Here is a 22585-nt window from a genome sequence, read left to right as displayed (position 1 = left end):
CACCATGGGGGCGGAGTAGGACTTGGACATGAGGTTCACGCGGGTTCTGGGCGGGGTGGGCGTCGCTGTCGGCGCCGTGGCGGTGCGCGATCTGATGCAGAAGAAGCATGCGCTGCTGCGCAACTATCCGGTCATCGCGCATGCTCGTTACTTGCTGGAGACCATCGGGCCCGAACTGCGTCAGTACATCGTCACGAGCAATGACGAGGAACGTCCCTTCAGCCGTGACCAGCGTTCGTGGATCTACGCTTCCTCCAAACAGGAGAACAACTACTCGGGCTTCGGCACGGACAACGACATCGAGCATCTGCCTGGCTACGCGATCATCAAGCATCGGACGTTCGCGGATTCGCTGCCGCACGATCACGCCGAGCAGACCGGACTGCCCAGCGCGAAGGTCCTGGGCGGAGCGCGCGGGCGGGCCAAGGCATTCCGGCCGGAGTCGCTGGTCAACATCTCCGGGATGAGCTTCGGTTCGATGTCGGGAAATGCGATCCAGGCGCTCAACTCCGGCGCCAAGATCGCGGGCTGCATGCACAACACCGGCGAAGGCGGGCTCTCCCAGCACCATCGTCAAGGCGGCGATGTGATCCTGCAGATCGGCACGGCGTACTTCGGCTGCCGTAATCCCGATGGCACGTTCTCGCTCGACCGGCTCAAGGAAGTCGTCGACTCGGCGCCTGTCAGGGCGATTGAGATCAAACTCTCGCAGGGAGCCAAGCCCGGTCTCGGCGGCCTGCTTCCGGCGGCCAAAGTGACTCGTGAGATCAGCGAGATCCGCGGAATCCCGATGGGGGAGGACTGTGCGAGTCCTTCGCGGCACACGGCATTCACGGACGTCGACAGCCTGCTCGACTTCGTGGAGCTCATCGCCGCCGAGACAGGGCTGCCTGTCGGCATCAAGAGTGCGGTCGGCGAAATGGGCTTCTGGGACGATCTGGTCGGCCGCATGGCCAAGGAGGACAGGGGAGTCGACTTCGTGACGGTCGACGGCGGTGAGGGCGGCACCGGTGCCTCGCCGCGTATCTTCGCCGACTCGATCGCCTTGCCGTTCAGGATGGGCTTCTCGCGGGTGTACGGCACGTTCGCGGCCGCGGGCCTGACCGACGACGTCACCTTCATCGGATCGGGCAAACTCGGATTGCCCGACAACGCCGTGGTGGCCTTCGCGCTGGGCGCCGACATGATCAACGTCGCGCGAGAGGCGATGATGTCGATCGGTTGCATTCAGTCGCAGAAGTGTCACACCGACAAATGCCCGACAGGCGTTGCGACGCAGGACCCGTGGCTGGCTCACGGCCTCGACCCGACCTCGAAGTCGCTGCGGTGCGCGCAGTACATCCGTACCTTGCGCAAGGAGCTCGTGAAAGTGTCCGAGTCGGTGGGAGTGGCACACCCCGGACTGATCACGGCCGATGACATCGACATCATGTGCGGCGATTACGAGGCTCAATCGCTGCGCGCGGCCTACGGCTATCAACCTGGCTGGGGTGGCCTCGGCGCGGATCTGACTCGGACCATCACCGAACTGATGGCTCCGGGTGGCTCACGTCCCGAGACCCGCTCGATCGAGGAAGGCGAAGGCGAGAAGCCGCTCGGTCACGACACCGAAAGCATCACCTAACCTCCTTACGCTCGCGAGTCACTCAGTTACACGCGGCGAGTCACTGGATTACCTACGACGAGAAGCGCTCCGTGTTCGCACGACTCATCGGTTCTCATCGGTGGTAGCTAGGTGACTCGCGGGCGGTAATCAGGTGACTCGCGGGCGGTAACCAGGTGACTCGCGGGCGGTAACCAGGTGGCTCGCGGGCGTCAGCGGGTCAGGGAGACCTTGCCGAGCAGCTTGTCCCCACCTTTGGTCCCGCGCGAGTTCAGGGCGTAGACGTACGCGACCTTGGGCATCGAGTCGTTCGGGAAGGACTGGGCGGCCCACCAACGACCCAGGACCTTGCGCGATGTCCGTACCTGCACCGTCCCGGCGGTACCGCGCGGGCCACCGAACGAGACGAGTCCGACTGCACCCGACTTGCTGTCCGATTCGGACTGCCAGGCGTGGACGCTGACGAGTCGCCCGGCGGTCTTGGTCGTGGTGACCCGACCCACGGGGGAGCCCGAAGACTTCTTGAATCGCAAGAAGCTGGACGGCCAGAGCTTGTGCCCCTTGTAGTAGCGAGTGAAATAGAACGTGCCCCGGTAGTTGTCCTCGCTGACGAGTACCGATCCGTCCTTGTAGACACGCTCGACATATGCCACGTGGCTCTTGCGAACGCTCTTGCGGTGGTACGACCACCAGGCCACGTCCCCGACCTTCGGTTTGCTGTGACGCTTGGCGATACCAGCCTTCGGCAGGTTGATGCCCCATTCAGAGGCGCTGCCGATCTTGGGGGCCCGGTCCGTCGACCGTCCTTTGTGGGTCAGCCGGTACGCGATGTAGTTGGTGCAGTTGTGTCCGGCCACGGCACCCCAGAACTGCTTCTTGTAGACGGCTCTGTAGCCGCGGGTGGAGCGGCCCGCCTTCTCGCACGAGGAGAATCCCTTGCAGTAGACCTGGGGTGCTTTGCCCTCGGCTGCATCGGCTTTCGACGGAGCGGCCACGAGTAAGGCCGCGACCAGCGCGAGAACTATGAACACGAGTGCGGGGCGGAGCTTGGGAGATGCGAGTCTGGCATCGGAAGCGGTTGAGGGCATGACAGTTTCCTCCGTGACGGCATGGCGGAATCACCGCGGGCATTACGCCTGCGAGACCGACCGGCGGCAACTGACCGAGTGACGTTCGTGCGTCAACTCTCAGAGGTGCGTCGCACATGATCTCGATGCGCGGTCGTACCAGGGAAGACAACTTCACGGTCGAGATCTGACGCTTAGCAGGAGAAAGATTTCACTGTGCTCTCAGGGAAAACTCGAAACTGAGCGTGATCGAGGACGTAGGTCCTGGTGTTTTGATGGCGCTGGTCCTGCGCTGGGCGGGACCGTGTTGAATGGTCGCGATCGGCTGCGACGCGCAGTCGATCTGACATAGCATCGAAGTGCGGAGAACCTCCTGGTGCGAGGCTCGAGAATCCGTAGACCCGATAAGCAGACGATCATGAACGACCTGGGAGCCCCTCGAATGCCGGAGCCACTGGACAGTCGCCTGCGCGATGACGACGTCCTCGACGAGATCGAGCTGACGAGCCGGCTCATCATCGCGGCGTCGGCCCAGGAGGGGCATTTGTCGCAGCGTCAGGTCGACGAAATCCTCGGCATCGTGAAGGCCGGTTGACGCCCAGGTGACACCCGCGATTGGCACGGGTGAACATCGTGCATCTAGCATGGGCTTGCCCTACTCAGCATTGACAGGAGCTAGTCGTGCGTTTTCGCATCCGACCAGTTGAAACATCCTTCTACGAACTGTTCGCCGAGATGGCGAATCACCTGGTAGAAGGGGCGAATCTGTTGGCGCAGATGCTCGACTCGACGACCGACAAGGTCGCGCTGTCCGAGCGGATGCGAGAAGCCGAGCACCAGGCCGATGAGACGACCCACAAGATCATCAAACGGGCCAACTCGACCTTCATCACGCCGTTCGACCGCGAGGACATCTATCGCCTCGCGAGCAGCCTCGACGACGTCATGGACTTCATGGAGGAGACCGTCGATCTGGTGGGTCTCTACGAGCTCGGCGATCTGCCGGCCGACTTCGCACCCCAGGTGGAGGTCTTGCAGCGGGCGACCCAGTTGACCGCCGAGGCCATGCCACGCCTGCGGACCATGAAGGATCTCGACGAATACTGGATCGAGATCAACCGTCTCGAGAATCAGGGCGACCGTACCTACCGCCGCATTGTCGCCAACTTGTTCAGCGGCAGCTACAAGTCACTTGAGGTGCTCAAGCTCAAGGACGTCGTGGACGCCCTCGAGCATGCCATCGATGCGCTGGAGACGGTCGCTAACACGGTGGAACAGATCGCCGTCAAGGAGTCCTGAGTAGTGGACCTTGTACTGGCTTTGGTGATCGCCACTGTCATCATCGCCCTGTTCTTCGACTACACCAACGGCTTTCACGACGCCGCGAATGCGATTGCGACCTCGGTCTCGACGCGGGCTCTGACTCCTCGAGTGGCGTTGATGATGGCGGCGGTGCTGAACTTCGTCGGGGCGCTGCTCGGTGTCGGGGTGGCCAAGACGATCAAGGAGATCTTGGTCGGCTTCGACGATATGACCTCCGAGCACGCCTTGACCGTCGTGATGAGTGCCCTGGTCGGCGCCATCACCTGGAATCTGATCACGTGGTACTTCGGCATCCCGTCGTCCTCCTCTCATGCCTTGATCGGCGGCCTGATCGGCGTGGGTATCGCAGCAGGTGTGACGGTCGACTGGGACAAAGTCGTCGACAAGGTCGTCATCCCGATGATGATGAGCCCTGCGCTCGGCTTCGGCGGCGCGTTCTTGGTGATGCTCTCGATCATGTGGATCTTCCGGCGTGCCAATCCGCACACCGTCAATCGAGGATTCCGGCTGTCCCAGACGGTCTCGGCAGCGGCGTTGTCGCTGGGCCACGGCCTGCAGGACGCACAGAAGACCATGGGTGTCATCGTGCTGGCCCTGGTGGCCGGTGGGTACGGACCGGAGGTTGGCGAACGGGAGATCCCGTACTGGGTTGTCTTCGCCGCCGCCGGCGCCATCTCGTTGGGCACGCTGTCCGGCGGAATGCGGATCATGCGCACGATGGGCCGGCGCATCATCGCGCTCGACCCGCCCCGCGGTTTCGCAGCTGAATCGACGGCCGCAGTCGTGCTCTACGGCATGGCCATCGGACTGCATGCTCCGGTCTCGACGACGCACACCATGACGTCGGCGGTCATGGGCGCCGGGGCCACGAAACGCTTCAGCGCGGTCCGCTGGGGTGTCGCGCGCGGCATCGTCATGGCCTGGATCATCACGATCCCCGCCGCCGCAGCCGTGGGCGCCGTGACGTACTGGACGCTACGACTGTTCATCCCCGGGAATTAACGCTTACGTCGGTTGAGGTGCGAAGGCCGCTTGCGGCCGGAGCCTCGAAACCTCCACGCACGAAGGGCTCGGGTGACCGTTGGTCACCCGAGCCCTTCGTCTTGCGTGGTTTCGACAAGCTGGCGGCTTCGCCGCGCTACGACTCAACCTGTCTTCGCGTGAGCTCGCAGAGCTCGCTCAGCTCAGCCAAACCGGCCCTGGATGTAGGCCTCGGTGGCGGGGTCCTGCGGGTTGGAGAAGATCGCCTCGGTGCGGCCGACTTCAATCAACCGGCCGGGCTTGCCGACGCCGGACAGGTTGAAGAACGCCGTCTCGTCGGAAACCCGTGCTGCCTGCTGCATGTTGTGGGTCACGATCACGATCGTGTACTGCGTCTTGAGCTCGTGGATCAGGTCCTCGATGACGCTGGTGGAGATCGGGTCGAGCGCCGAGCACGGCTCGTCCATCAGCAGGATCTCCGGCTCGACCGAGATCGCACGGGCGATGCACAGACGCTGCTGCTGGCCGCCTGAGAGCCCGGAGCCGGGACGATCGAGCCGGTCCTTGACCTCGGCCCACAGCCCGGCGCTGCGCAGTGAACGCTCGACGATGTCATCGGCGTCGTTCTTCTTCATCCGCTTGCTGTTGAGCTTCTGCCCCGCGAGGACGTTGTCGTAGATCGACATCGTCGGGAACGGATTGGGGCGCTGGAAGACCATGCCGATCATCCGGCGCACATTGACCGGATCCATATCGGGTCCATAGAGGTCCTGCCCGTCGATCAGCACCTTGCCCTCGACACGGGCACCGCGGATGACTTCGTGCATGCGGTTGAGCGAGCGCAGGAACGTCGACTTGCCGCAGCCCGACGGCCCGATGAACGCGGTCACGGACTTGGCCGCGATCGGGATCGTCACGTCTTCGACGGCGAGGAAGTCCCCGTAGTAGATGTTGAGGTCAGAGACATCGATGCTCTTGGCCATGGTGGTGTCCTTCCGGGCTTAACGCTCGCCCTTGGGCGAGAAGAAGTAGGAGACGAGGCGGGCGATGAGGTTGAGCAGCATGACGATCAGCAGCAGCGTGAGCGCTGCGCCCCATGCGCGGTCGAGACTGAACTCGGGCGGGACGCCGGGGCTGCGCACCGAGGAGTACGCGAACACCGGCAAGGTCGCCATGCGTCCGTCGAACAGATTGAAGTTCACCGAATCGGTCGTGCCGGCGATGATCAGCAGCGGAGCCGTCTCGCCGATCACGCGGGCGATCGCGAGCGTGATGCCGGTGACGATGCCCGCCAGTGCCGTGGGCAGTACGACCTTGGCCACGGTGCGCCACTTCGGCACGCCGAGGGCGTAGGAGGCCTCGCGCAGCTCATTGGGCACGAGCTTGAGCATCTCCTCGGTCGACCGTACGAGGACCGGGATCATCAGCACCGACAAAGCGACCGAACCGCCGATGCCCATCCGGACGCCCTCGCCGAAGAACAGCACGAACAGAGCGTAGGCGAACAGACCCGCGACGATTGACGGGATGCCGGTCATGACGTCGACCAGAAACCGGATCCAGCGGGCGAGCCGATTGCCGTCGGCGTACTCGACGAGGTAGATCGCGGCGAAGATGCCGATCGGGATCGATATGACCGCGGCGGCTCCCGTGATCAGCAGCGTGCCGACCAGGGCCTGGTAGATGCCGCCGCCTTCACCGACGACATTGCGCATCGAGTACGTGAAGAACTCCGCCGACAGGACCTTGGTGCCCTTGCTGATGACGGTGTACAGGATGCTCACGAGCGGGAACATCGCCAGAACGAACGACGAGGTGACGAGCACCGTCACAAGACGGTCGGTGGCCTTGCGGCGTCCTTCGACGGCCGTGGACCAGAGCGGCAACGCCAGCGACAGTATGAATACCGCGAGCGCCGACAGGACGAGATTGGTCCCGGCCAGGTAGAGCGCGGCGCCGATGAGGAGTGCGGCGCCGAGGACGATCCGCGGCCCCCAGGTCGGGAGCTGGGCACCGTAGAGCTCCTCGTGGACGTCGACGGGCGCGGGGGCGAGAGTGGTCGTCATCAGTTGGCTCCGGAGAAATCCTTGCGTCGGTCCACGACGGACCGAGCGGCGAAGTTGACGAGGAAGGTGATCACGAACAGCACCAGGCCGGTGGCGATCAGGACGTTGACGGTCTTGCCGCTGGCCTCACCGAAGCTGAGCGCGATATTGGCCGCGATCGTGCTGGGATTGGAGCTGCTGATCAGGTTCGCGGTGACGGCACCCGCGGTCACCGAAAGGACCATCGCGACGGCAAGAGTCTCACCCAGCGCGCGGCCAAGGCCCAGCATCGCGGCGGACACGATGCCCGATCGCGCGTACGGGAAGATCGCCAGTCGGGCCATCTCCCAGCGGGTCGCGCCGAGCGCGAGGGCCGCCTCTTCGTGCAGACGCGGGGTCTGCAGGAAGATCTCGCGGCAGATCGCGGTCATGATCGGCAGGATCATGACCGCCAGGACGATGCACGCGGTCATGATGGTGCGGCCCGTGGCCGAGGCCGGACCGGCGAAGAACGGGATGAAGCCGAGATGCTTCTCGAGCCATTCATAGAACGGCACCAGATTCGGCGCGAGGAACTGGATGCCCCAGAGGCCGTAGACCACGCTGGGTACCGCGGCGAGCAGATCGACCAGGTAGCCGAGGGTCTGACCGAGTTTGCGCGGTGAGTAGTGCGAGATGAACAGGGCCACACCCACCGCGACCGGAGTCGCGATGATGAGTGCGACGGTCGCGGCGATCAGAGTGCCGTAGACGAGCGGCCAGACGTACGGCCAGAAGCTCTGACCGCTCTTGACCTCGTCGGGGCTTGCCAAGACTCCGGGGATGCCCTCGATCGTGAGGAAGGCGGCGACGCCGGCCAGCGTCAGCAGGATCAGGATTCCCGCACTGGTCGACAGACCGGAGAAGATCCGGTCGCCGGCGCGCACGACGGAGGTGCGCTTGCGTCGGGGAGCCAGCGTGCTGGTCACAGGTGCTGCCTTTCAGCTGTGGTGTTCGAGAAGTGGGATGCCTACCGCGTCGGCCCTTGGGCCTGTCGAATCAACGACAGGCCCAAGGGCCAGTGGGTCAGGCGGCGCCGATCGTGTCGATCGCGGCCTGCACCTTGGTGGCGAAGTCGCCCGAGAGCGGAGCGGAGCCGGCGCTGGAGGCGGCGACTTCCTGTCCTTCGGAGCTTGCCACGTAGGTCAGCCACGACTTGACGAGTTCACCAGTCGCCTTGTCCTTGTAGGTCTGGCACGCGACTTGGTACGACACCAGGACGATGGGGTAGACGCCGGCTTCCGTGGTCTTGCGGTCGATGTCGACGGCGATGTCGGTCGCGGAGCGTCCTTCGACCGGTGCTGCGGTGTCGAGCACCTTCGCGGCGGCCTCAGGTGTCGGCGACGTGAACTCGTCGCCGACCTTGACGTTGGCCTTGCCGAGCTCGCCGGCCTGGCTCTCGTCGGCGTAGCCGATCGTGCCCTTGCCGCCCTTGACGGCGGATACGACGCCCGAAGTGCCTTCGGCCGCCTCGCCGCTCTTGATCGGCCAGGTCTCGACGACACCCTGCGTCCAGCCGCCGTCGGAGGCCTGGTCGAGGTAGTCGGTGAAGTTCTTGGTCGTGCCCGAGTCGTCCGAACGGTGGACGGCGGTGATGTTGCTGTCCGGGAGCTTGGCGTCCGGGTTGTCGGCGACGATCGCCGGATCGTTCCACTTGGTGATCTTGCCCTCGAAGATCGCTCCGATGGTCTTCGGCGCGAGGTTCAGCTCGTCGACGCCTTCGAGGTTGTAGATCACGGCGATGGGGCTGACATAGACCGGCACCTGGACGATGTCGCTGCCGCACTTGGCGGCGGCAGCGGTCACTTCTTCGTCCTCGAGGTACGAGTCGGTGCCGGCGAATGACACGCCACCGGCGATGAACTGCTCGCGTCCGCCGCCGGAGCCGACCGGGTCGTAGTTGACCGTGGCATCGGGATTGGCGGTCTGGAAGGCAGCCTTCCAGGCGGCGACGGCCGCTTCCTGGGAGCTGGCGCCGGCGCCGTTGAGCGTTCCGGAGACGGTTTCGCCCGACTTGGGGGCGGTGTCGTCGCCGTCGGAGCTTTCATTCGCTGCACCGCAGGCACCGAGGCCGAGTGTCAGAGCGATCAGGGCCGCGGGTGCGGCGATGCGCAGGTTCTTGCGGTTCACGGGAGGTCCCTCTCTGGGATCAGTTGTTGCTTACACCGTGAACGTAAGGAGGCTAGGTGTATCGATCGCAGGCCGCGGGTGAACGCAGGGTGAACGGTGGCGTAACGGTCGGCGCAAGGCCTCGTCAGGCCAGCAGTTCTGTGGCGTGGACCGTGCCTTTGCGGTGATGGACGACAACACCCTGACCGGGTGCGAGATCGGTCATCTCGACACCGAGGGCTTCGAACACCCACGGCAGGGTCGGACGGTGCGTGCACAGGACCACGGGCTTCTTGCGATCCAGCAGCGAGGTCAGCGAGCGCCGCACCTGGATCGCACGGGTGTCCTCCGAGAGCCGGTCGTCGATCTCCAGGAAGGTGCTGATCGAGTGTGCGAATGGTTCGACCGTCTGAGCGCAGCGGATCGCGGGACTGCTGATGATCCGTCTGATGCCATAGGCGTCGAGAATCGGGACGAGCGCCTTCGCCCGGGTCGCGCCGACCTGTGTGAGTGGACGCTCCAGGTCGTCGATCTGCGCGGTGCGAGAGGCAGCTTTGCCGTGACGCAGAACGATAAGTGTTCGGGTGCGGTGTGCCTGGCGTTCACGCAGCACCTGGAAGGTCTCCAGAAGCGAGCGGTCGTGGTCGTAGGTCAGTAGTTTCCGGGCCTCGCGGATGCCCACCCAGCGGACCTCGTCGACTTCCTTGTTGGGCACGAACGGCGCCAGGTCATCGACGCCGGTCGCGCGGGCGCACCAGTAGCTGACGATCTTGGTGCCGCCGCTGACGGGGTACGACAGGTTCTGCAACGGGTGTCCGAGGCGCACTCGGACCCCGGCTTCTTCGCCGATTTCGCGCACCGCTGCAGTCTGCAACTCCTCGCCGGGATCGGTCTTGCCCTTGGGGAACGTCCAATCGTCGTAGGACGGCCGGTGCACGACCAAGACCTCGACACGTGGCTCCGGGCGGCTCGGGTTGGCGCGACTGCGCCAGACGATTCCACCTGCTGCGGTCGTGATCCGTTCACCTGTCATGGTGCGTATTGTCCTTGTGGGAAGTGACGAACTGATGAAGGAGGGGTGGACATGAGGCATCTGCGCCGCAGTGTCCGCACTGTCATGGTGCCCCTTCTGGTCGTGCTTGTCGCCTTGTGTTCCGGTTGGTGGGCCGGCGAACGGAACGGCATCGACGCGCGCTCATCGCTGGCCTCGGCACTCGACTCGTTGCCGACCTCGGTGAATGTCGCAGGCATCACCGACTGGTCGGCGATCCGCGAGACGGTGGGGGGCGAGGATGCGGGGTTGCGTGATCTGACGACCAGATCCGTGCTCGCCGGTTCGGCCGATGACATGCGCGGAGCGTACGGCTGGTCGGTCGCCGATCTGGACTGGGAGGCCTTCGGCCAGACCTCCACGGGCGGCATCCTGGTGGCTCGCTGGTCGGGTTCGCTGTCGCTCGACCGGATCGAGGAGGGGCTCGGTTCGCTCGGCTACGAACGAGAGGGCGGCGTCTGGACGCTCGATGCGCCCGGCAGGGCTCGGATCGGTCCGGAGCTGGCCGCCGTCCTGGGTGCTGTCGCGATCGTCCCGGGGAAACGTCTGCTTGTCGCCGGTGCCGACGAGGCTGTGGTGCGCCGTGGCCTGGCGCCGATCCTGCATGGTGCACGGTCACTGCTCGACCGACGGGCCGTGGCCGATCTGGCCTCTGCTCTGTCGGGCGCAGAAGCGGTGCTCGTGCAAGCCGGCAGGACGGCCTGCGCGGCCTCAGCGCTGCCAGCAGATGCCGATGTCGCAGCCCAAGCGGCGCAGGCGGTCGAGCGCGTCGGGCCACTGGCCCAGCCGGTGTTTGCGGCGCGGGGGCTGTCGGACGACGGACGGCGTCAGAGCATCGGCTTCGCCGCGGTCTTCGACTCGTCGGGGCAGGCTGTCGACCAGGCCCGCGTACGCGGCGCGCTGGCGACTGGGGCGTTCATCGGTCGCTCCGGGCTGATCGAGGACTCGCTCGAACTCAGGTCGGCGACGGCCCGTGGCGCCGTCAGCTTGCTGCGATTCGATCTCGATCCGGACCGGGGCGCCTACATGTCGGGTGAGGGCCCGCTGCTGTTCGCCGGCTGCCCCTGAGGGATCAGCGCGAACGTCGAGAACGAGCCCGTTCGATCAGCACCGACTGCAGATTCGACGTGCCGACATGGCGGGTCCAGCTCGCATCCGAACCGAGATGCCAGGAGCTGGTCTCCGGATCGACCGACTGGGCGAGCAGATCACCGAGTTGCTGGGTGTGCGCCTCGGACGGAACGCGCACCAGAACTTCGACCCGTCGGTCGAGGTTGCGGTGCATCAGATCGGCCGATCCGATCCAGGCCTGGGGTTCGCCGCCGCCCGCGAACCAGTACACACGGCTGTGTTCGAGGAAGCGGCCGAGGATGCTGTGCACCCGGATGTTCTCGCTGAGACCGGGAACGCCGGGGCGCAGGGTGCAGATGCCGCGGATGATCAGGTCGACCTCGACACCTCGTCGTGACGCCTCATAGAGCTTGTCGATGACGGTCTCGTCGACCAGCGAGTTGACCTTGATGCGGATCCCGGCGGGCCGGCCGGCGGCCTGATGGGCGATCTCGGCATCGATGCGTTCGATGATCCCGTCACGAAGTCCGGCTGGCGCGACGAGGAGTCGTTGATACGAGAACTCCTGGGCGAATCCCGACAGATTGTTGAACAGATCGGTCAGATCGTGCGTGATAGCGGGATCGGCGGTCAACAGACCGAAGTCCTCGTAGATGCGGGCCGTCTTGGGGTTGTAGTTACCGGTGCCGATATGGGCGTAGCGACGCAGCCCGTCGGGTTCATCGCGCACCACGAGCGCGAGTTTGCAATGCGTTTTGAGCCCGACGAGTCCGTAGACAACGTGGCAGCCCGCTCGTTCGAGCTTGCGGGCCCAGCGGATATTGGCCTGCTCATCGAACCGGGCCTTGATCTCGACCAGCACGAGCACCTGCTTGCCGGCCCGAGCCGCGTCGACGAGCGAGTCGATGATGGGGGAGTCGCCCGACGTCCGGTACAACGTCTGCTTGATCGCAAGGACATGCGGATCAGCTGCCGCCTGTTCGATGAAGCGCTGGACGCTCGTGGCGAATGAGTCGTAGGGATGATGCACCAGGACATCGCGCTTGCGCAGTGCGCTGAACAGATCGGCGGGTTCGGAGGTCTCGACTTCGGCCAGATGCAGGTGGGTGCCCGGTACGAACGGGTCGTACTTCAACTCGGGGCGGTCGAGGTCGGCGATCTCGTTGAGGCTGCGGAGGTCGAGCGGGCCGTGAAGGTGGATGACCTCATCGGGTTTGACCCCGAGTTCGGAGACCAACAGGTCGAGGACACCCGGATCGATCGACTCCTCGACCTCCAACCGGACGGGCGGACCGAACTTGCGGCGCAACAGCTCTTGTTCGAGTGCTTTGAGCAGATTCTCCGCATCGTCCTCCTCAACCTCGAGGTCTTCGTTGCGGGTCACCCGGAAGGCATGGTGCGCGATGACCTCCATGCCGGGGAACAGCAGGTCGAGGTGTGCGGAGATGACGTCCTCGAGCGGCACGAATCGTCCGGGTGAGGCTTCCATCCAGCGGTTGACGATCGGGGGGACTTTGACACGGGCGAAGTGGTCCTTGCCGGTGCCGGGATTGCGCATGACCAGGGCCAGATTGAGCGACAGACCCGAGATGTACGGGAACGGGTGCGCGGGGTCGACTGCCAACGGAGTCAGGATCGGGAACACCCGATCGCGGTAGAACCCGCTGAGACGGCTCTGCTCCTCCTCGGTCAGGGCATCCCACCGGACCAGTTCGATGCCTTCTTTGGCCAATGACGGGACGAGATCTTCGTGGTACGTCGCGGCGTGGCTGACCATGAGTTCCTGGCTGGCCGCGAGGCTGCGGGACAGGACATCGCGCGGGTTGAGACCGCTCGCGGCGGGCAGCGCGACACCGGCGGCGATGCGCCGTTTGAGACCGGCGATGCGGACCATGAAGAACTCATCGAGATTGCTGGCGAAGATGGCTGCGAAGCGTACGCGTTCGAGCAGTGGTAGTTCGCTGTCCTGAGCGAGTTCCAGGACGCGGGCGTTGAACGCGATCCATGACAACTCACGGTCGAGGAACCGATCGGCGGGCAGCGCGCTCTGCGCCGGATCGAAAGGTGGATCCACATCGAACTCGTCCGGTGAAGCCGGGCTTTCGAGGTCGGCGACCGCCATGTCATGAGTGTCCACCCGATCAGCGTCGCAGATCAAGATGAACGCAAATTGAACACACGGTTACCCGGCCCCCTGAGGCGATAGCGTGTGCGCATGGCTCCCAACCGTCATCTGACCGGCTCTCAGCTCATCGGTGCCGCGCGAGGCCTCTCGGCCCGTGCCTTGATGCAGCTGCCGCGGCCCGTACTGGCTCGTCTCGCGGGCAACCCGGCTGTGGTCAACGGGCGCAAGCTCGACCCTGAGATGCAGTTGTTGCTGAAGCTGCAGAACTTGGAGGGGCCGGCTGCGGAGACCGTCGCGATCAGCCGGGGACGACGGATCATCGCCTCCTCGTCGCGCCTGGTCGGCGGGAACCAGCCGATCGGAGCTGTGACGGATCGCGCGATCGACGGCCCGGGCGGACCGTTGAAGCTTCGGTTCTACACTCCGCGGGGATTGACCGGACGATCCCCGGCCCTGCTGTTCTTCCACGGCGGTGGCTGGATCTACGGCGATCTGGAGAGCCACGACGCGACGTGCCGCTTCCTGGCCGAGGAAGCGCAGGTTCGCGTCATCGCGGTCGACTACCGACTGGCGCCCGAGGCGCCGTTCCCCGCAGCCGTCGACGACGCCATGGCGGCGTGGAGCTGGATCGTCGAGCATGCGCAGGGATTGGCGATCGATCCGAACCGTATCGCGGTGGGCGGCGACAGTGCAGGCGGCAACTTGGCGGCTGTCGTGGCGCAGCAGACCGTCCTCGTCGGGGGGCCCTCACCGGCCTTTCAGCTGTTGCTCTATCCCGCGACCGATTTCGTCGAGACCCGGCCGAGCCGATTGACGTATGCCGACGGCTTCTTTCTGACCAAGGCATTCATGGACCTGGCGGAGGAGAACTACCTGGTAGGCAACGAGGACCGTTCGGATCCGCGGCTGTCACCGCTGTACGGCGAGGTGGCCGGGCTGGCCCCTGCCTACGTCGTGACGGCGGGGTTCGATCCGCTTCTCGACGAGGGCGATGCCTATGCCGACAAGCTCCGTGCTGCCGGAGTGCCGGTCGAGCACGTGACCGAGGACGGTCTGATCCATGGCTTCATCAATATGGTCGCGCTCGGACGTTCCGCGCCCAAGGCGGCCCGACGAGCCGCGGCCGCACTTCAACGCGGGCTCAGCTGAATTCGGTGTATCGTGTCCGCACGATCTAGACAGGGGACCCTATGTTGAGAACGCGATCTATGACCGGCGCTGTGGCGCTCCTCATCGTCACGCTCGCCATGACCATGCTCGTTTCCAGCCCGGCGGAGGCCAAGAAGAAGGATCCGGACGGCACCTACAAGGGCTCGCTCAGCTACCCGAGGACCATCGACAGCGGTCCGGTGAAGTTCAAGATCAGCAGCAACGGCAAACGGCTCACCAAGTGGCGGGCCACCTTCACCGCGGTCTGCAACTACGACCCTTATGTCGCACTCACGACGGTGACTCTGCCCAAGACCAAGATCAAGAAGAACGGCAAGTTCAGCCGTACCGTCACCACAACGCGCAATGGCAAGAAGCTGAGGCTGAAGGTCTCGGGTCAACTGCGCAACAGGAAAGTGACCAAAGGCAAGATCGACTACGACATCGGCGTCTGCTCCCGCAAGGCCAACTGGAAGGCCAAACGCGTCAGCCGCTAACGCCGATGAGTCACTGAATTACCTACGGCGAGTCACTGAATTGCCTACGGCGAGAGCATGTCATTCATGATCGTGCGAACGAGTGACTCGCGGGCCGTTACTCAGTGACTCATGAGCGTAGAGGGTGTCTTGCTTCCAGTCCTGGAAGCCCAGGTTTCGGTAGACCTTCAGTGCGGGGGCGTTGTCGCCTTCCACATAGAGATCCACGACCGATACACCGCGGTCGTGCATGTGGCGCAGTCCGCGGGCCGTCAGCGCGGTGCCGAGTCCTCCGCCTTGAGCATCGGGGTCGATGCCGACGACGTAGACCTCCCCGATTCCATCTTCGATCTTGGTCCAATGGAAGCCGACGACCTGCCCGTTCCGCTCGGCGATGAACAGACCTTCGGGGTCGAACCACTCCGACGACGTCCGACGGTCGAAATCGGCGCGGTCCATGGCACCCTGCTCGGGGTGATGGGCGAAGGCGCGGGCGTTGACGGCGATCACCGCGTCGGCGTCGGCGGCCGAGTACGACCGCAGGGTGATCCCGTCAATGGGCTTTTCGGACGCTGGCGCACCGTCGAACTCCAGCCGCAGTACAAGGAGCTCGCGGGAGACCGTGAGCCCCGCTGCGGCAGCGAGTGCCTGTGCGCCGGGAAGGTTGCCGTGCGCCCAGAACAGCTCCTCGCCGTCGGCGACGAGCTCGGACAGGATGCGCCTGCCGTGCCCGGCGCGCCGGTGGTCGGGATCGACCACGATCTCGACCGGGGCATCGCCCACCGCGTAGGCCGCCGCGATGAGAGCGCCGTCGGCGGCGGTCTGGATGACCTGCACCCGCGGCCGGACGCCGTCGCGCAGCGCGAAAAGGCTGGCCTCGTTGAACGGGGCGACGCCGTCGGACCGCGCGGCCTTCTCAGCCAGGTCGAGAAGGCTCATGGTGTGCCCGCCTCACGTGTTCGCAGTGCCACGAGTTGTGCTCCGATCTCGGCGGCCATCGCCCGGGCGAACGCCTCGGGGGTGTCGCCTCGGGGTTCAGGGACGATGTGATGCACGGTACCGCTGGCGAAAAGGTCGAGCGCTCCGACGCGTTGCGCCTCGGCCATCTCCTCGGCATGCTCGAGGTCGCCGTAGACGATCGCACTGGCTCCCTCGGGCGGCAAGGGGGAGAGCCAAGCGTTCTCGGCCGCGATCACGACATCGGCCGGCAACAGGGCGAGTGCGCCGCCACCGCAGCCCTGGCCGAGGAGGACCGAGACGGTGGGCACCCGCATCGTCGACATCCAGCTGATGCAGCGGGCGATCTCGCCGGCGATCGCGCCCTGTTCGGCCTCCGGCGACAGCTCGGCGCCGGGGGTGTCGATGAACGACACGAGCGGCAATCTCAGCTCATTGGCCAGACGCATGCCGCGGCGCGCCTCGCGCAGCGCCGCCGGGCCCATAGGCTTGAACCGGGTCTGCGTCGTGCGGTCCTGACCGATCACGATGCACGGCTGCCCGTCGATGCGGGCGAGGGCCACGATCATGGCGCTGTCGCGTTCGCCTTTCTCGGTACCTTGCAGCCGCAGGGTCGCATCGCTGCCGTAGCGCAGCACTTCACGTACCCCTGCGCGGTGTGCCCGGCGGGTGATCTGGATCGACTCCCAGGCCGAGCGCTGACGGTGCACCTCTGCGGTGCGGAGTTCGCGTGTCTGTCGCATGGGTCCGTCGACCAGGATGCTGAGGGCTCGATCGACCAGCAACGGCAGCTCGTCCGGCAGCACGACGGCGTCGATGATGCCGCGGTCGGCGAGGTTCTCGGCGGTCTGTACCCCTGGAGGGAACGGCTTGCCTTCCATGATCTCGTAGACCTTGGGCCCGAGGAAGCCGATCAGAGCACCGGGCTCGGCGATCGTGATGTGCGCCAGCGATCCCCAGGAGGCGAAGACGCCGCCGGTCGTGGGATGTCGCAGATAGATCAGATACGGCAGGCCCGCCGCGCGGTGGTCCATGATCGCCCGGGTGATGTCGACCATGTGGACGAAGGCGGGCGTGCCTTCCTGCATCCGGGTGCCGCCGGACGCCGTGGTCGCGAGAACCGGGATGCCCTCGGCGGTCGCACGTCGCACCGCAGCGACGATCCGCAGCGCCGCGGCCCGTCCGATCGAACCGGCGAGGAAGCGGAACTCGTTGACGACGACGGCAACGGGACGCCCGCGCATCATGCCCCGCCCGGTCAGGACCGACTCGTCGGTTCCGGCGCGTTCGGCTGCGGCTGACAGCTCCTGTCGGTAAGCGTGGTCGAGCCCTGAGAGATCGACCGGCTTGTCCCATGATTCGAACGAGCCGACATCCAGGACGAGATCGAGCAGTCCCTGTGCTGTCAGATGAGCCATGTGGCCCAGTCTGTCAGGCGTCGGCGTCGACGCTCTCGCGTACGGGCTCGGACTTGGTCGCGACGAACCGGTAGCCGACGTTGCGGACTGTGCCGATCAGCGTCTCGTTGTCGGTGCCCAACTTGGCGCGCAGGCGACGGACGTGGACGTCGACGGTGCGGGTACCGCCGAAGTAGTCATATCCCCAGACCTCTTGGAGGAGCTGCTGGCGGGTGAAGACCCGTCCCGGATGCTGCGCGAGGAACTTCAGCAGCTCGAATTCCTTGAATGTCAGGTCAAGGGTGCGGTTCTCCAGCTTGGCGGTGTACGTCGCGTCGTCGACGACCAGACCGCTGGAGGAGATGACGTGGCTTTCGTTGTCGCCGTCGTGCGAGGCGGCAATGCGGCCGATGCCGAGCCGGAGACGGGCTTCGAGCTCGGCTGGTCCCGCGGTCGTGAGGATGACGTCGTCCATGCCCCAGTCGGAGGCGGCGACGGCGAGCCCGCCCTCGGTGAGGATCAGGATCAGCGGACACTCCACGCCCGTCGTGCGGATGACCCGGGTCAGACTGCGCACCTGAGCGAGATCGTGTCGACCGTCGACGAGTACCGCATCACAGGGTGGGGCATCGAGTAGCGCGCTGGCCTCCGCGGGAAGGATCTTGACGTGGTGCGGAAGCAGCGCGAGGGCAGGGAGCACCTCGACCGAGGACTGCGTGCTCTTGGTGAGCAGGAGCAGATGGGACATGGTCGACCTCCGGTGCAGCCGGTTTCGTGCCGGCTCGTTTGTGGGTCCAGATATGACAAAAGGCCATGGTGAATCACCGTGGCCTCATTGCATGAACCAGAATACGACATATGTCCGATCAATTGCCACGAAGTGACGGGAATGAGAACGAAGTCACAGTTCGTTACTGGGCTGCGGCGCGCTCAGCGGCGGGCATCGCTCAGGAGTCGGTGGCAGCCGTGACGCTGGACGAGTTGCTGACCGAGATCAGTCGACGGCACCGTGATCGGGATCGGTTCGACGATGTCATCGATATGTGCTCGATCCTGGTCGGCGAGGTCCCGGTAGGAGCCAGGAACCCGGCCGATGTCGTGCTCCGCGCCGGCGACAGCGTCGAGTTCCTGCCGCCCTTTGCCGGCGGTTGAGATCCCGGGGATGACGATCAACTGGCATCATGCGGGGGTGTCGAGACTCGGTTCCACTCTGCTGTCCGTCGTGCTCGTCGGCGTCATCACGCTGGCGGCATACGCCGATGTCGCACTGGTGGCGGCCGCCGTCGTGCTGGTCCAGGTACTCGTCGCGGTGGCACCGGCTCTGGCGACATCGACCGGCGAGGTCATCTCATCGCCGCGGTTCGTACCGGCGGTCGTCGCGGGAGCCGTCGCGACCGCTTTGACCGTCGAGCCAGACCTGTTGTCAGGGGCAGAAGGCACATCGGAGTCGGTGATCGGTGCGACTGACACCGGATCGTTCGCCGCGATCGTTCCGGCGATCGCCGCGGCGCTCTTCGTCGCCCTGATCGCCCAGATGCTGCGTAAGGACGGTCGGACCCACCTGGTGCAGTCCGTCGGGTACGCCGTCGTGATCGCGGTCATCGCAGCCTTCGCGGCGGGCTGGATCGGCGCGGTGCAATCGCTCGGCGACGCTGAAGCGGTCGCTGTCGGGGCGGCCGGTGTGGCCGGCGGGCTGATCGCCTGGGCGATTCCGATGGATCGCTGGCTGTGTCTGAGCCTCGCGACCGTCGTCGGCGCCGGATCGGGTGCAGCGGTGGCAGCCAGTGTCGATTCGACCATGACGATCTTCTTCGGTGTCGTCGTCGGTGCGGCCGCGGCGATGTTCGCGGTGGTCGGTCAGATCGCGGCCCGCTCGATGATGCGCGGGAGTCATCACACCGGTGCCATCTGGTGGGGGTTCCCGGGCGCGGTGGCGGTCGCGTTCGCCGGTCCGATCGTCTACGTCGGAGGCCAGCTCATCACGGTGCCGAGCCTGTGACGGGTGTTGTCGTCCTCGCTGTGGCGCTCGTGGTGTCGGTGGGCGTCGCGCTCGGCATGCGATGGAAGAACGGCCGGTTCACCCAACCCAGTGGCAGGGACGTGGACGACCGCGAGAGGCTGACGCCCGAGCAGTTGGGCATGTCATTCGGCGAACGGGCGACGATGGTCCAGTTCTCCAGCGCGTTCTGCAGTCCGTGCCGGGCCACGCGGATCTTGCTGGCCGACATCGCGACGAAGCTTGATGGTGTCGTCGCGGTCGATATCGATGCTGAGGAACACCTCGAACTCGTCCGCCGTCTCGACGTCATGAGGACGCCCACGGTGTTGATCCTCGACGCCGAGGGTCTCGTGACGACGCGAGCTTCTGGCCTTCCGCGTCGGGATCAGGTGCTGAGCGCTCTGGATCGAGCGATCAATAATCACTGAAATCCCCATGCTGTAGCCAATATGTGAGACGTACGTCCGCATCATGAGACGCAATGGTGAAATGAACCCCGGGTGTCCCTACTCTGGTCTCATGTTCTTGACGACACACCTGACGCGCCGACGTGCAGTGGACAACTGCCGTACGCGCTCGTCGCTGTGTCGAATGCGCTGACTTTTCTCGTTCGTCAGTTCTCGCGTGCCCTCACCCGCTCGGGTGAGTGCGCCACGTCTTCAGCGCAGGAGCAACATGTCTACACCCACTCGAGTGGACCCACGCGGTCTGCGATTCGTGGCTGCCATCACGGCAGTCGTGCTCGCCGCCGTGCTGCTCGTCGACGTCGAGCCGGTCAGGATCGCCTTGCTGACGATTCAGCTCGCGGTGTTCGCCATCGCTGCTTTGATCGGTCTGGGCACGTCCCCGTACGCGATCTTTTACGCAAAGATCGTCCGTCCCCGGATCGGACCGCCTGCTGAGACCGAGGACGCACGCCCGCCGCGGTTCGCCCAGTTCGTCGGGCTCGCCTTCACGATCGTCGCCCTCACCGCACTGCTCGCCGGTGCCACGACGGTCGCCCTCATCGCCACGGCGTTCGCGCTCGTGGCGGCCCTGCTCAACGCTGCCGTGGGCCTGTGCCTCGGTTGCGAGATGTACCTGGTTCTGCGCCGGTTCGCGCCGGCCGGCGCCTGACGGTCCGTCACCAGCAAGTCAAGTCAAGTCCTTTCACTATCAACGCCCGCTCGGGCACAACGGAGGTAAGCATGAGCCGCGAATCCGCGCTCGTCACAGCAGACTGGGTCGAGGAGCACCTCAACGACCCCAAGGTCGTTCTGGTCGATCTCGACGAGGATGCTGAGGCATACGACAAGGGCCACATCCCCGGCGCCGTCAAGATCAACTGGCGAAAGGATCTCCAGGACGGCGTGCGTCACGACTTCGTGAGCAAGGAGCAGCTCGAAGCGCTCCTGTCGTCCAAGGGCATCGCCAATGACGACACGATCGTCTTCTACGGCGGCAACAACAACTGGTTCGCGGCCTACGGCTATTGGTACCTGGCCTACTACGGCCACGAGAACATCCGCCTGCTCGACGGTGGCCGCAAGAAGTGGGAGCTCGACTCGCGTGAGCTGACCGCTGACGTCGTCGAGCGCCCCGCCACGAATTACGTGGCCAAGGACGCCGACGAGTCGATCCGCGCCTACCGCGACGAGGTCATCTCGGCGATCGGCGTCCAGAACCTGATCGACGTCCGCAGCCCTGACGAGTTCGCGGGCCGCCTGCTGGCTCCCGCGCACCTGCCGCAGGAAGCCGCCCAGATCGGCGGTCACATCCCGACCGCCGGCAACGTCCCGTGGAGCAAGGCCGCCAACGACGACGGAACGTTCCGCAGCGACGACGAGCTCAAGGCGCTCTACGCCGACGCCGGGCTCGACGAGGGCAAGGACACCATCGCCTACTGCCGCATCGGTGAGCGCAGCTCGCACACGTGGTTCGTGCTCAACGAGATCCTGGGCTACAAGAACGTCAAGAACTACGACGGATCGTGGAGCGAGTACGGCTCGCTGCGCGGCGTGCCGGTCGCCCTGGGCGACGAGCCGGGTGTCGCCTGATGTGCGGCGCGGTCAAGGGCGGCCCTTCGCTTGAAGGCGTCGACGTGGCGAACCAGGCTGTCATCCAAGGTGTCGTGACGCGAGACGGCCAGCCGGTCGGCAATGCGTACGTGCGTCTGCTGGATCGTTCGGGCGAGTTCACCGCCGAAGTCCCGACTTCAGCGACCGGACAGTTCCGTTTCTTCGCCGGTCCCGGTGAGTGGACGTTGCGCACGCTGGCGCCGAAGTCGGTTTCGGTCGACAACGCCGTCACCGCCGCGAAGGGCGTCGTGGCAGAGGTCGCCGTAGCGGTCTGACGTACTGAGTTCCACCCCGAGGTGTGTCCTGGCAACGGCCGGGACACACCTCGGTTTCGTTGTGTGCGGCGTGACCGGAAATTCTCTGTGTTCGGTGTGATTTTTTTGCCGGACCGACCCATAACGAATCGCAGGCACCCGTCGTTAGCGATGTCGAAGCCTGGGGTCTGAGTCATATCTGTGCACGGCGAATCCGGCCTGGGCCCTCGGCATCATCACACTCGGAGCCCACTGGAGTCATCGCATGAAGAATCTTCGGCTTGCTGCCGCCGCGTCTGTCGCGGTCGCCGTTTCGGTCCTGTCCGCGCACTCGGCCCAGGCATATCCCGATTCACCCAATGTCACGATCGCGATTCCGAGTTCCGATCTCGTCGGCGGCAACACCTTCACGTTCACGGCTTCCGCGGACGTCGACTGTGACTGGACCGTCACGTATAAGGACGGCCGCGCGGCGGGAGTTCCGGCCGACCAGACCGGCAGCGGTAAGTCTGTGTCGGGTAGCTACGACACCAAGGCCGTCTCCAAGACCTTCCGCTCGCCGATCACGGCGACGTGCGCCTATGACGCGAATGCGTCGGGTTCATCGACCTCGGCGGGCAAGAACGACACCGCCTCCGCATCGGCGACCGTCACGCTGCTGCCCGTTGGATCGACCGGCGACGGAGACTCCGATGCCGGCACCGGCAATGGTGAGGGCGGATCCGAGGATGGCAACGGGATTCTGCCCGACACGGGCGGATCGAACCTGTGGATCCTCGTCGCCGGCGGTGCCCTGGTGCTCGTCGGCGGAGGCGCCGTCATCGCGTCTCGCCGCCGTCAGGTATCTCGCTGACCCCCTTTCTGACCACCACCTAGTCGTGC

At 65.2% G+C, this 22585-nt stretch carries 24 protein-coding genes; 14 read left to right on the top strand and 10 right to left on the bottom strand.

The window, feature by feature from the left end; translation table 11 throughout:
- The first annotated feature begins 28 nt into the window (after nucleotides 1-28).
- The gene (locus ACXJKC_RS06175; RefSeq protein WP_456695808.1) at nucleotides 29-1624 is read left to right on the top strand and encodes an FMN-binding glutamate synthase family protein; all 1596 of its coding nucleotides are present in this window, start codon (nucleotides 29-31) and stop codon (nucleotides 1622-1624) included.
- A 191-nt stretch (nucleotides 1625-1815) separates the two neighbouring features.
- On the opposite strand, the gene ACXJKC_RS06170 is transcribed toward ACXJKC_RS06175, so the two are convergent.
- Nucleotides 1816-2691: a CHAP domain-containing protein gene (locus ACXJKC_RS06170; protein ID WP_456695807.1), complete on the bottom strand. Its 876-nt coding sequence runs from the start codon at nucleotides 2689-2691 to the stop codon at nucleotides 1816-1818.
- 397 nt (nucleotides 2692-3088) lie between these two features.
- Between ACXJKC_RS06170 and ACXJKC_RS06165 the strand changes: the two genes are divergently transcribed.
- From ACXJKC_RS06165 to ACXJKC_RS06155, 3 genes are all read left to right on the top strand, one after another.
- Entirely contained in the window at nucleotides 3089-3265 is a 177-nt protein-coding gene (locus ACXJKC_RS06165; RefSeq protein ID WP_456695806.1) for a hypothetical protein, read from the top strand.
- Between the two features lie 86 nt (nucleotides 3266-3351).
- Nucleotides 3352-3969: a DUF47 domain-containing protein gene (locus ACXJKC_RS06160; RefSeq protein ID WP_456695805.1), complete on the top strand. Its 618-nt coding sequence runs from the start codon at nucleotides 3352-3354 to the stop codon at nucleotides 3967-3969.
- A gap of 3 nt (nucleotides 3970-3972) precedes the next feature.
- Nucleotides 3973-4995, top strand: coding sequence for an anion permease (locus ACXJKC_RS06155; protein WP_456695804.1), 1023 nt, complete (start codon nucleotides 3973-3975; stop codon nucleotides 4993-4995).
- 182 nt (nucleotides 4996-5177) lie between these two features.
- Here the strand turns inward: ACXJKC_RS06155 and pstB are convergent, their stop codons facing one another.
- From pstB to ACXJKC_RS06130, 5 genes are all read right to left on the bottom strand, one after another.
- Nucleotides 5178-5957 carry a phosphate ABC transporter ATP-binding protein PstB gene (pstB, locus tag ACXJKC_RS06150; RefSeq protein WP_456695803.1) on the bottom strand — a complete coding sequence of 260 codons (780 nt, stop codon included), beginning with the start codon at nucleotides 5955-5957 and terminating at the stop codon, nucleotides 5178-5180.
- An 18-nt stretch (nucleotides 5958-5975) separates the two neighbouring features.
- Nucleotides 5976-7040, bottom strand: a complete 1065-nt coding sequence (gene pstA, locus ACXJKC_RS06145; protein ID WP_456695802.1) for a phosphate ABC transporter permease PstA — start codon at nucleotides 7038-7040, stop codon at nucleotides 5976-5978.
- Nucleotides 7040-7987: a phosphate ABC transporter permease subunit PstC gene (gene pstC / locus ACXJKC_RS06140; protein WP_456695801.1), complete on the bottom strand. Its 948-nt coding sequence runs from the start codon at nucleotides 7985-7987 to the stop codon at nucleotides 7040-7042. Before pstC ends, pstA begins: the two co-directional genes overlap by 1 nt.
- Nucleotides 7988-8084: 97 nt before the next feature.
- A complete protein-coding gene (gene pstS / locus ACXJKC_RS06135) occupies nucleotides 8085-9188 on the bottom strand; it encodes a phosphate ABC transporter substrate-binding protein PstS (RefSeq protein WP_456695800.1) in 1104 nt (367 codons plus the stop codon).
- Between the two features lie 124 nt (nucleotides 9189-9312).
- On the bottom strand, nucleotides 9313-10200 hold the full coding sequence (locus ACXJKC_RS06130; RefSeq protein WP_456695799.1) for an NUDIX hydrolase: 888 nt from the start codon (nucleotides 10198-10200) through the stop codon (nucleotides 9313-9315).
- 51 nt (nucleotides 10201-10251) lie between these two features.
- On the opposite strand from ACXJKC_RS06130, the gene ACXJKC_RS06125 reads away from it, so the two are divergent.
- A complete protein-coding gene (locus ACXJKC_RS06125) occupies nucleotides 10252-11286 on the top strand; it encodes a hypothetical protein (protein ID WP_456695798.1) in 1035 nt (344 codons plus the stop codon).
- 4 nt (nucleotides 11287-11290) lie between these two features.
- Here ACXJKC_RS06125 and ACXJKC_RS06120 read toward each other — a convergent pair whose 3' ends face one another.
- The gene (locus ACXJKC_RS06120) at nucleotides 11291-13411 is read right to left on the bottom strand and encodes an RNA degradosome polyphosphate kinase (protein ID WP_456696146.1); all 2121 of its coding nucleotides are present in this window, start codon (nucleotides 13409-13411) and stop codon (nucleotides 11291-11293) included.
- Between the two features lie 93 nt (nucleotides 13412-13504).
- Between ACXJKC_RS06120 and ACXJKC_RS06115 the strand changes: the two genes are divergently transcribed.
- Nucleotides 13505-14563 (top strand): alpha/beta hydrolase, encoded by a 1059-nt coding sequence (locus ACXJKC_RS06115; protein WP_456695797.1) that lies wholly within the window; start codon nucleotides 13505-13507, stop codon nucleotides 14561-14563.
- A 59-nt stretch (nucleotides 14564-14622) separates the two neighbouring features.
- Nucleotides 14623-15060, top strand: a complete 438-nt coding sequence (locus ACXJKC_RS06110) for a hypothetical protein (RefSeq protein ID WP_456695796.1) — start codon at nucleotides 14623-14625, stop codon at nucleotides 15058-15060.
- 60 nt (nucleotides 15061-15120) lie between these two features.
- Here the strand turns inward: ACXJKC_RS06110 and mshD are convergent, their stop codons facing one another.
- The 3 genes from mshD to ACXJKC_RS06095 are packed head-to-tail and all read right to left on the bottom strand — an operon-like array spanning nucleotide 15121 to nucleotide 18141.
- A complete protein-coding gene (gene mshD, locus ACXJKC_RS06105; RefSeq protein WP_456695795.1) occupies nucleotides 15121-15978 on the bottom strand; it encodes a mycothiol synthase in 858 nt (285 codons plus the stop codon).
- Nucleotides 15975-17414 (bottom strand): carboxyl transferase domain-containing protein, encoded by a 1440-nt coding sequence (locus tag ACXJKC_RS06100; protein WP_456695794.1) that lies wholly within the window; start codon nucleotides 17412-17414, stop codon nucleotides 15975-15977. Before ACXJKC_RS06100 ends, mshD begins: the two co-directional genes overlap by 4 nt.
- Before the next feature lie 13 nt (nucleotides 17415-17427).
- Nucleotides 17428-18141: a winged helix-turn-helix transcriptional regulator gene (locus ACXJKC_RS06095; RefSeq protein ID WP_456695793.1), complete on the bottom strand. Its 714-nt coding sequence runs from the start codon at nucleotides 18139-18141 to the stop codon at nucleotides 17428-17430.
- Nucleotides 18142-18251: 110 nt separating this feature from the next.
- On the opposite strand from ACXJKC_RS06095, the gene ACXJKC_RS06090 reads away from it, so the two are divergent.
- The 7 genes from ACXJKC_RS06090 to ACXJKC_RS06060 all read left to right on the top strand — a co-directional run bounded on the left by ACXJKC_RS06090 (nucleotide 18252) and on the right by ACXJKC_RS06060 (nucleotide 22556).
- A complete protein-coding gene (locus tag ACXJKC_RS06090; protein WP_456695792.1) occupies nucleotides 18252-18545 on the top strand; it encodes a MoaD/ThiS family protein in 294 nt (97 codons plus the stop codon).
- Between the two features lie 10 nt (nucleotides 18546-18555).
- Entirely contained in the window at nucleotides 18556-19392 is an 837-nt protein-coding gene (locus ACXJKC_RS06085; protein ID WP_456695791.1) for a hypothetical protein, read from the top strand.
- Nucleotides 19389-19820, top strand: a complete 432-nt coding sequence (locus ACXJKC_RS06080; protein ID WP_456695790.1) for a thioredoxin family protein — start codon at nucleotides 19389-19391, stop codon at nucleotides 19818-19820. The genes ACXJKC_RS06085 and ACXJKC_RS06080 overlap by 4 nt, the downstream gene beginning before the upstream one ends.
- Nucleotides 19821-20067: 247 nt before the next feature.
- Nucleotides 20068-20508, top strand: a complete 441-nt coding sequence (locus tag ACXJKC_RS06075) for a DUF4395 domain-containing protein (protein ID WP_456695789.1) — start codon at nucleotides 20068-20070, stop codon at nucleotides 20506-20508.
- 71 nt (nucleotides 20509-20579) lie between these two features.
- Nucleotides 20580-21428: a sulfurtransferase gene (locus ACXJKC_RS06070; RefSeq protein WP_456695788.1), complete on the top strand. Its 849-nt coding sequence runs from the start codon at nucleotides 20580-20582 to the stop codon at nucleotides 21426-21428.
- Nucleotides 21428-21724, top strand: a complete 297-nt coding sequence (locus ACXJKC_RS06065) for a DUF1416 domain-containing protein (protein WP_456695787.1) — start codon at nucleotides 21428-21430, stop codon at nucleotides 21722-21724. Before ACXJKC_RS06070 ends, ACXJKC_RS06065 begins: the two co-directional genes overlap by 1 nt.
- Before the next feature lie 244 nt (nucleotides 21725-21968).
- Nucleotides 21969-22556, top strand: coding sequence for an LPXTG cell wall anchor domain-containing protein (locus tag ACXJKC_RS06060; protein WP_456695786.1), 588 nt, complete (start codon nucleotides 21969-21971; stop codon nucleotides 22554-22556).
- Nucleotides 22557-22585 lie beyond the last annotated feature (29 nt).

The sequence above is a fragment of the Aeromicrobium sp. P5_D10 genome (genome assembly GCF_054049535.1).
Note: the sequence above shows the minus strand (reverse complement) of the source record. Positions and strands in the feature narration are given on the sequence as shown.

What these genes read in the sequence shown, in the direction of transcription:
- pstA (WP_456695802.1), bottom strand. Translation starts at nt 7,040, where the DNA reads ATGACGACCACTCTCGCCCCCGCGCCCGTCGACGTCCACGAGGAGCTC.
- ACXJKC_RS06095 (WP_456695793.1), bottom strand. Translation starts at nt 18,141, where the DNA reads ATGTCCCATCTGCTCCTGCTCACCAAGAGCACGCAGTCCTCGGTCGAG.
- ACXJKC_RS06120 (WP_456696146.1), bottom strand. Translation starts at nt 13,411, where the DNA reads ATGGCGGTCGCCGACCTCGAAAGCCCGGCTTCACCGGACGAGTTCGAT.
- ACXJKC_RS06165 (WP_456695806.1), top strand. Translation starts at nt 3,089, where the DNA reads ATGAACGACCTGGGAGCCCCTCGAATGCCGGAGCCACTGGACAGTCGC.
- pstB (WP_456695803.1), bottom strand. Translation starts at nt 5,957, where the DNA reads ATGGCCAAGAGCATCGATGTCTCTGACCTCAACATCTACTACGGGGAC.
- ACXJKC_RS06110 (WP_456695796.1), top strand. Translation starts at nt 14,623, where the DNA reads ATGACCGGCGCTGTGGCGCTCCTCATCGTCACGCTCGCCATGACCATG.
- ACXJKC_RS06100 (WP_456695794.1), bottom strand. Translation starts at nt 17,414, where the DNA reads ATGGCTCATCTGACAGCACAGGGACTGCTCGATCTCGTCCTGGATGTC.
- mshD (WP_456695795.1), bottom strand. Translation starts at nt 15,978, where the DNA reads ATGAGCCTTCTCGACCTGGCTGAGAAGGCCGCGCGGTCCGACGGCGTC.
- ACXJKC_RS06085 (WP_456695791.1), top strand. Translation starts at nt 18,556, where the DNA reads ATGACGATCAACTGGCATCATGCGGGGGTGTCGAGACTCGGTTCCACT.
- ACXJKC_RS06115 (WP_456695797.1), top strand. Translation starts at nt 13,505, where the DNA reads ATGGCTCCCAACCGTCATCTGACCGGCTCTCAGCTCATCGGTGCCGCG.
- ACXJKC_RS06170 (WP_456695807.1), bottom strand. Translation starts at nt 2,691, where the DNA reads ATGCCCTCAACCGCTTCCGATGCCAGACTCGCATCTCCCAAGCTCCGC.
- ACXJKC_RS06060 (WP_456695786.1), top strand. Translation starts at nt 21,969, where the DNA reads ATGAAGAATCTTCGGCTTGCTGCCGCCGCGTCTGTCGCGGTCGCCGTT.
- ACXJKC_RS06065 (WP_456695787.1), top strand. Translation starts at nt 21,428, where the DNA reads ATGTGCGGCGCGGTCAAGGGCGGCCCTTCGCTTGAAGGCGTCGACGTG.
- ACXJKC_RS06130 (WP_456695799.1), bottom strand. Translation starts at nt 10,200, where the DNA reads ATGACAGGTGAACGGATCACGACCGCAGCAGGTGGAATCGTCTGGCGC.
- ACXJKC_RS06090 (WP_456695792.1), top strand. Translation starts at nt 18,252, where the DNA reads ATGTCCGATCAATTGCCACGAAGTGACGGGAATGAGAACGAAGTCACA.
- ACXJKC_RS06175 (WP_456695808.1), top strand. Translation starts at nt 29, where the DNA reads ATGAGGTTCACGCGGGTTCTGGGCGGGGTGGGCGTCGCTGTCGGCGCC.
- ACXJKC_RS06125 (WP_456695798.1), top strand. Translation starts at nt 10,252, where the DNA reads ATGAGGCATCTGCGCCGCAGTGTCCGCACTGTCATGGTGCCCCTTCTG.
- ACXJKC_RS06075 (WP_456695789.1), top strand. Translation starts at nt 20,068, where the DNA reads ATGTCTACACCCACTCGAGTGGACCCACGCGGTCTGCGATTCGTGGCT.
- ACXJKC_RS06070 (WP_456695788.1), top strand. Translation starts at nt 20,580, where the DNA reads ATGAGCCGCGAATCCGCGCTCGTCACAGCAGACTGGGTCGAGGAGCAC.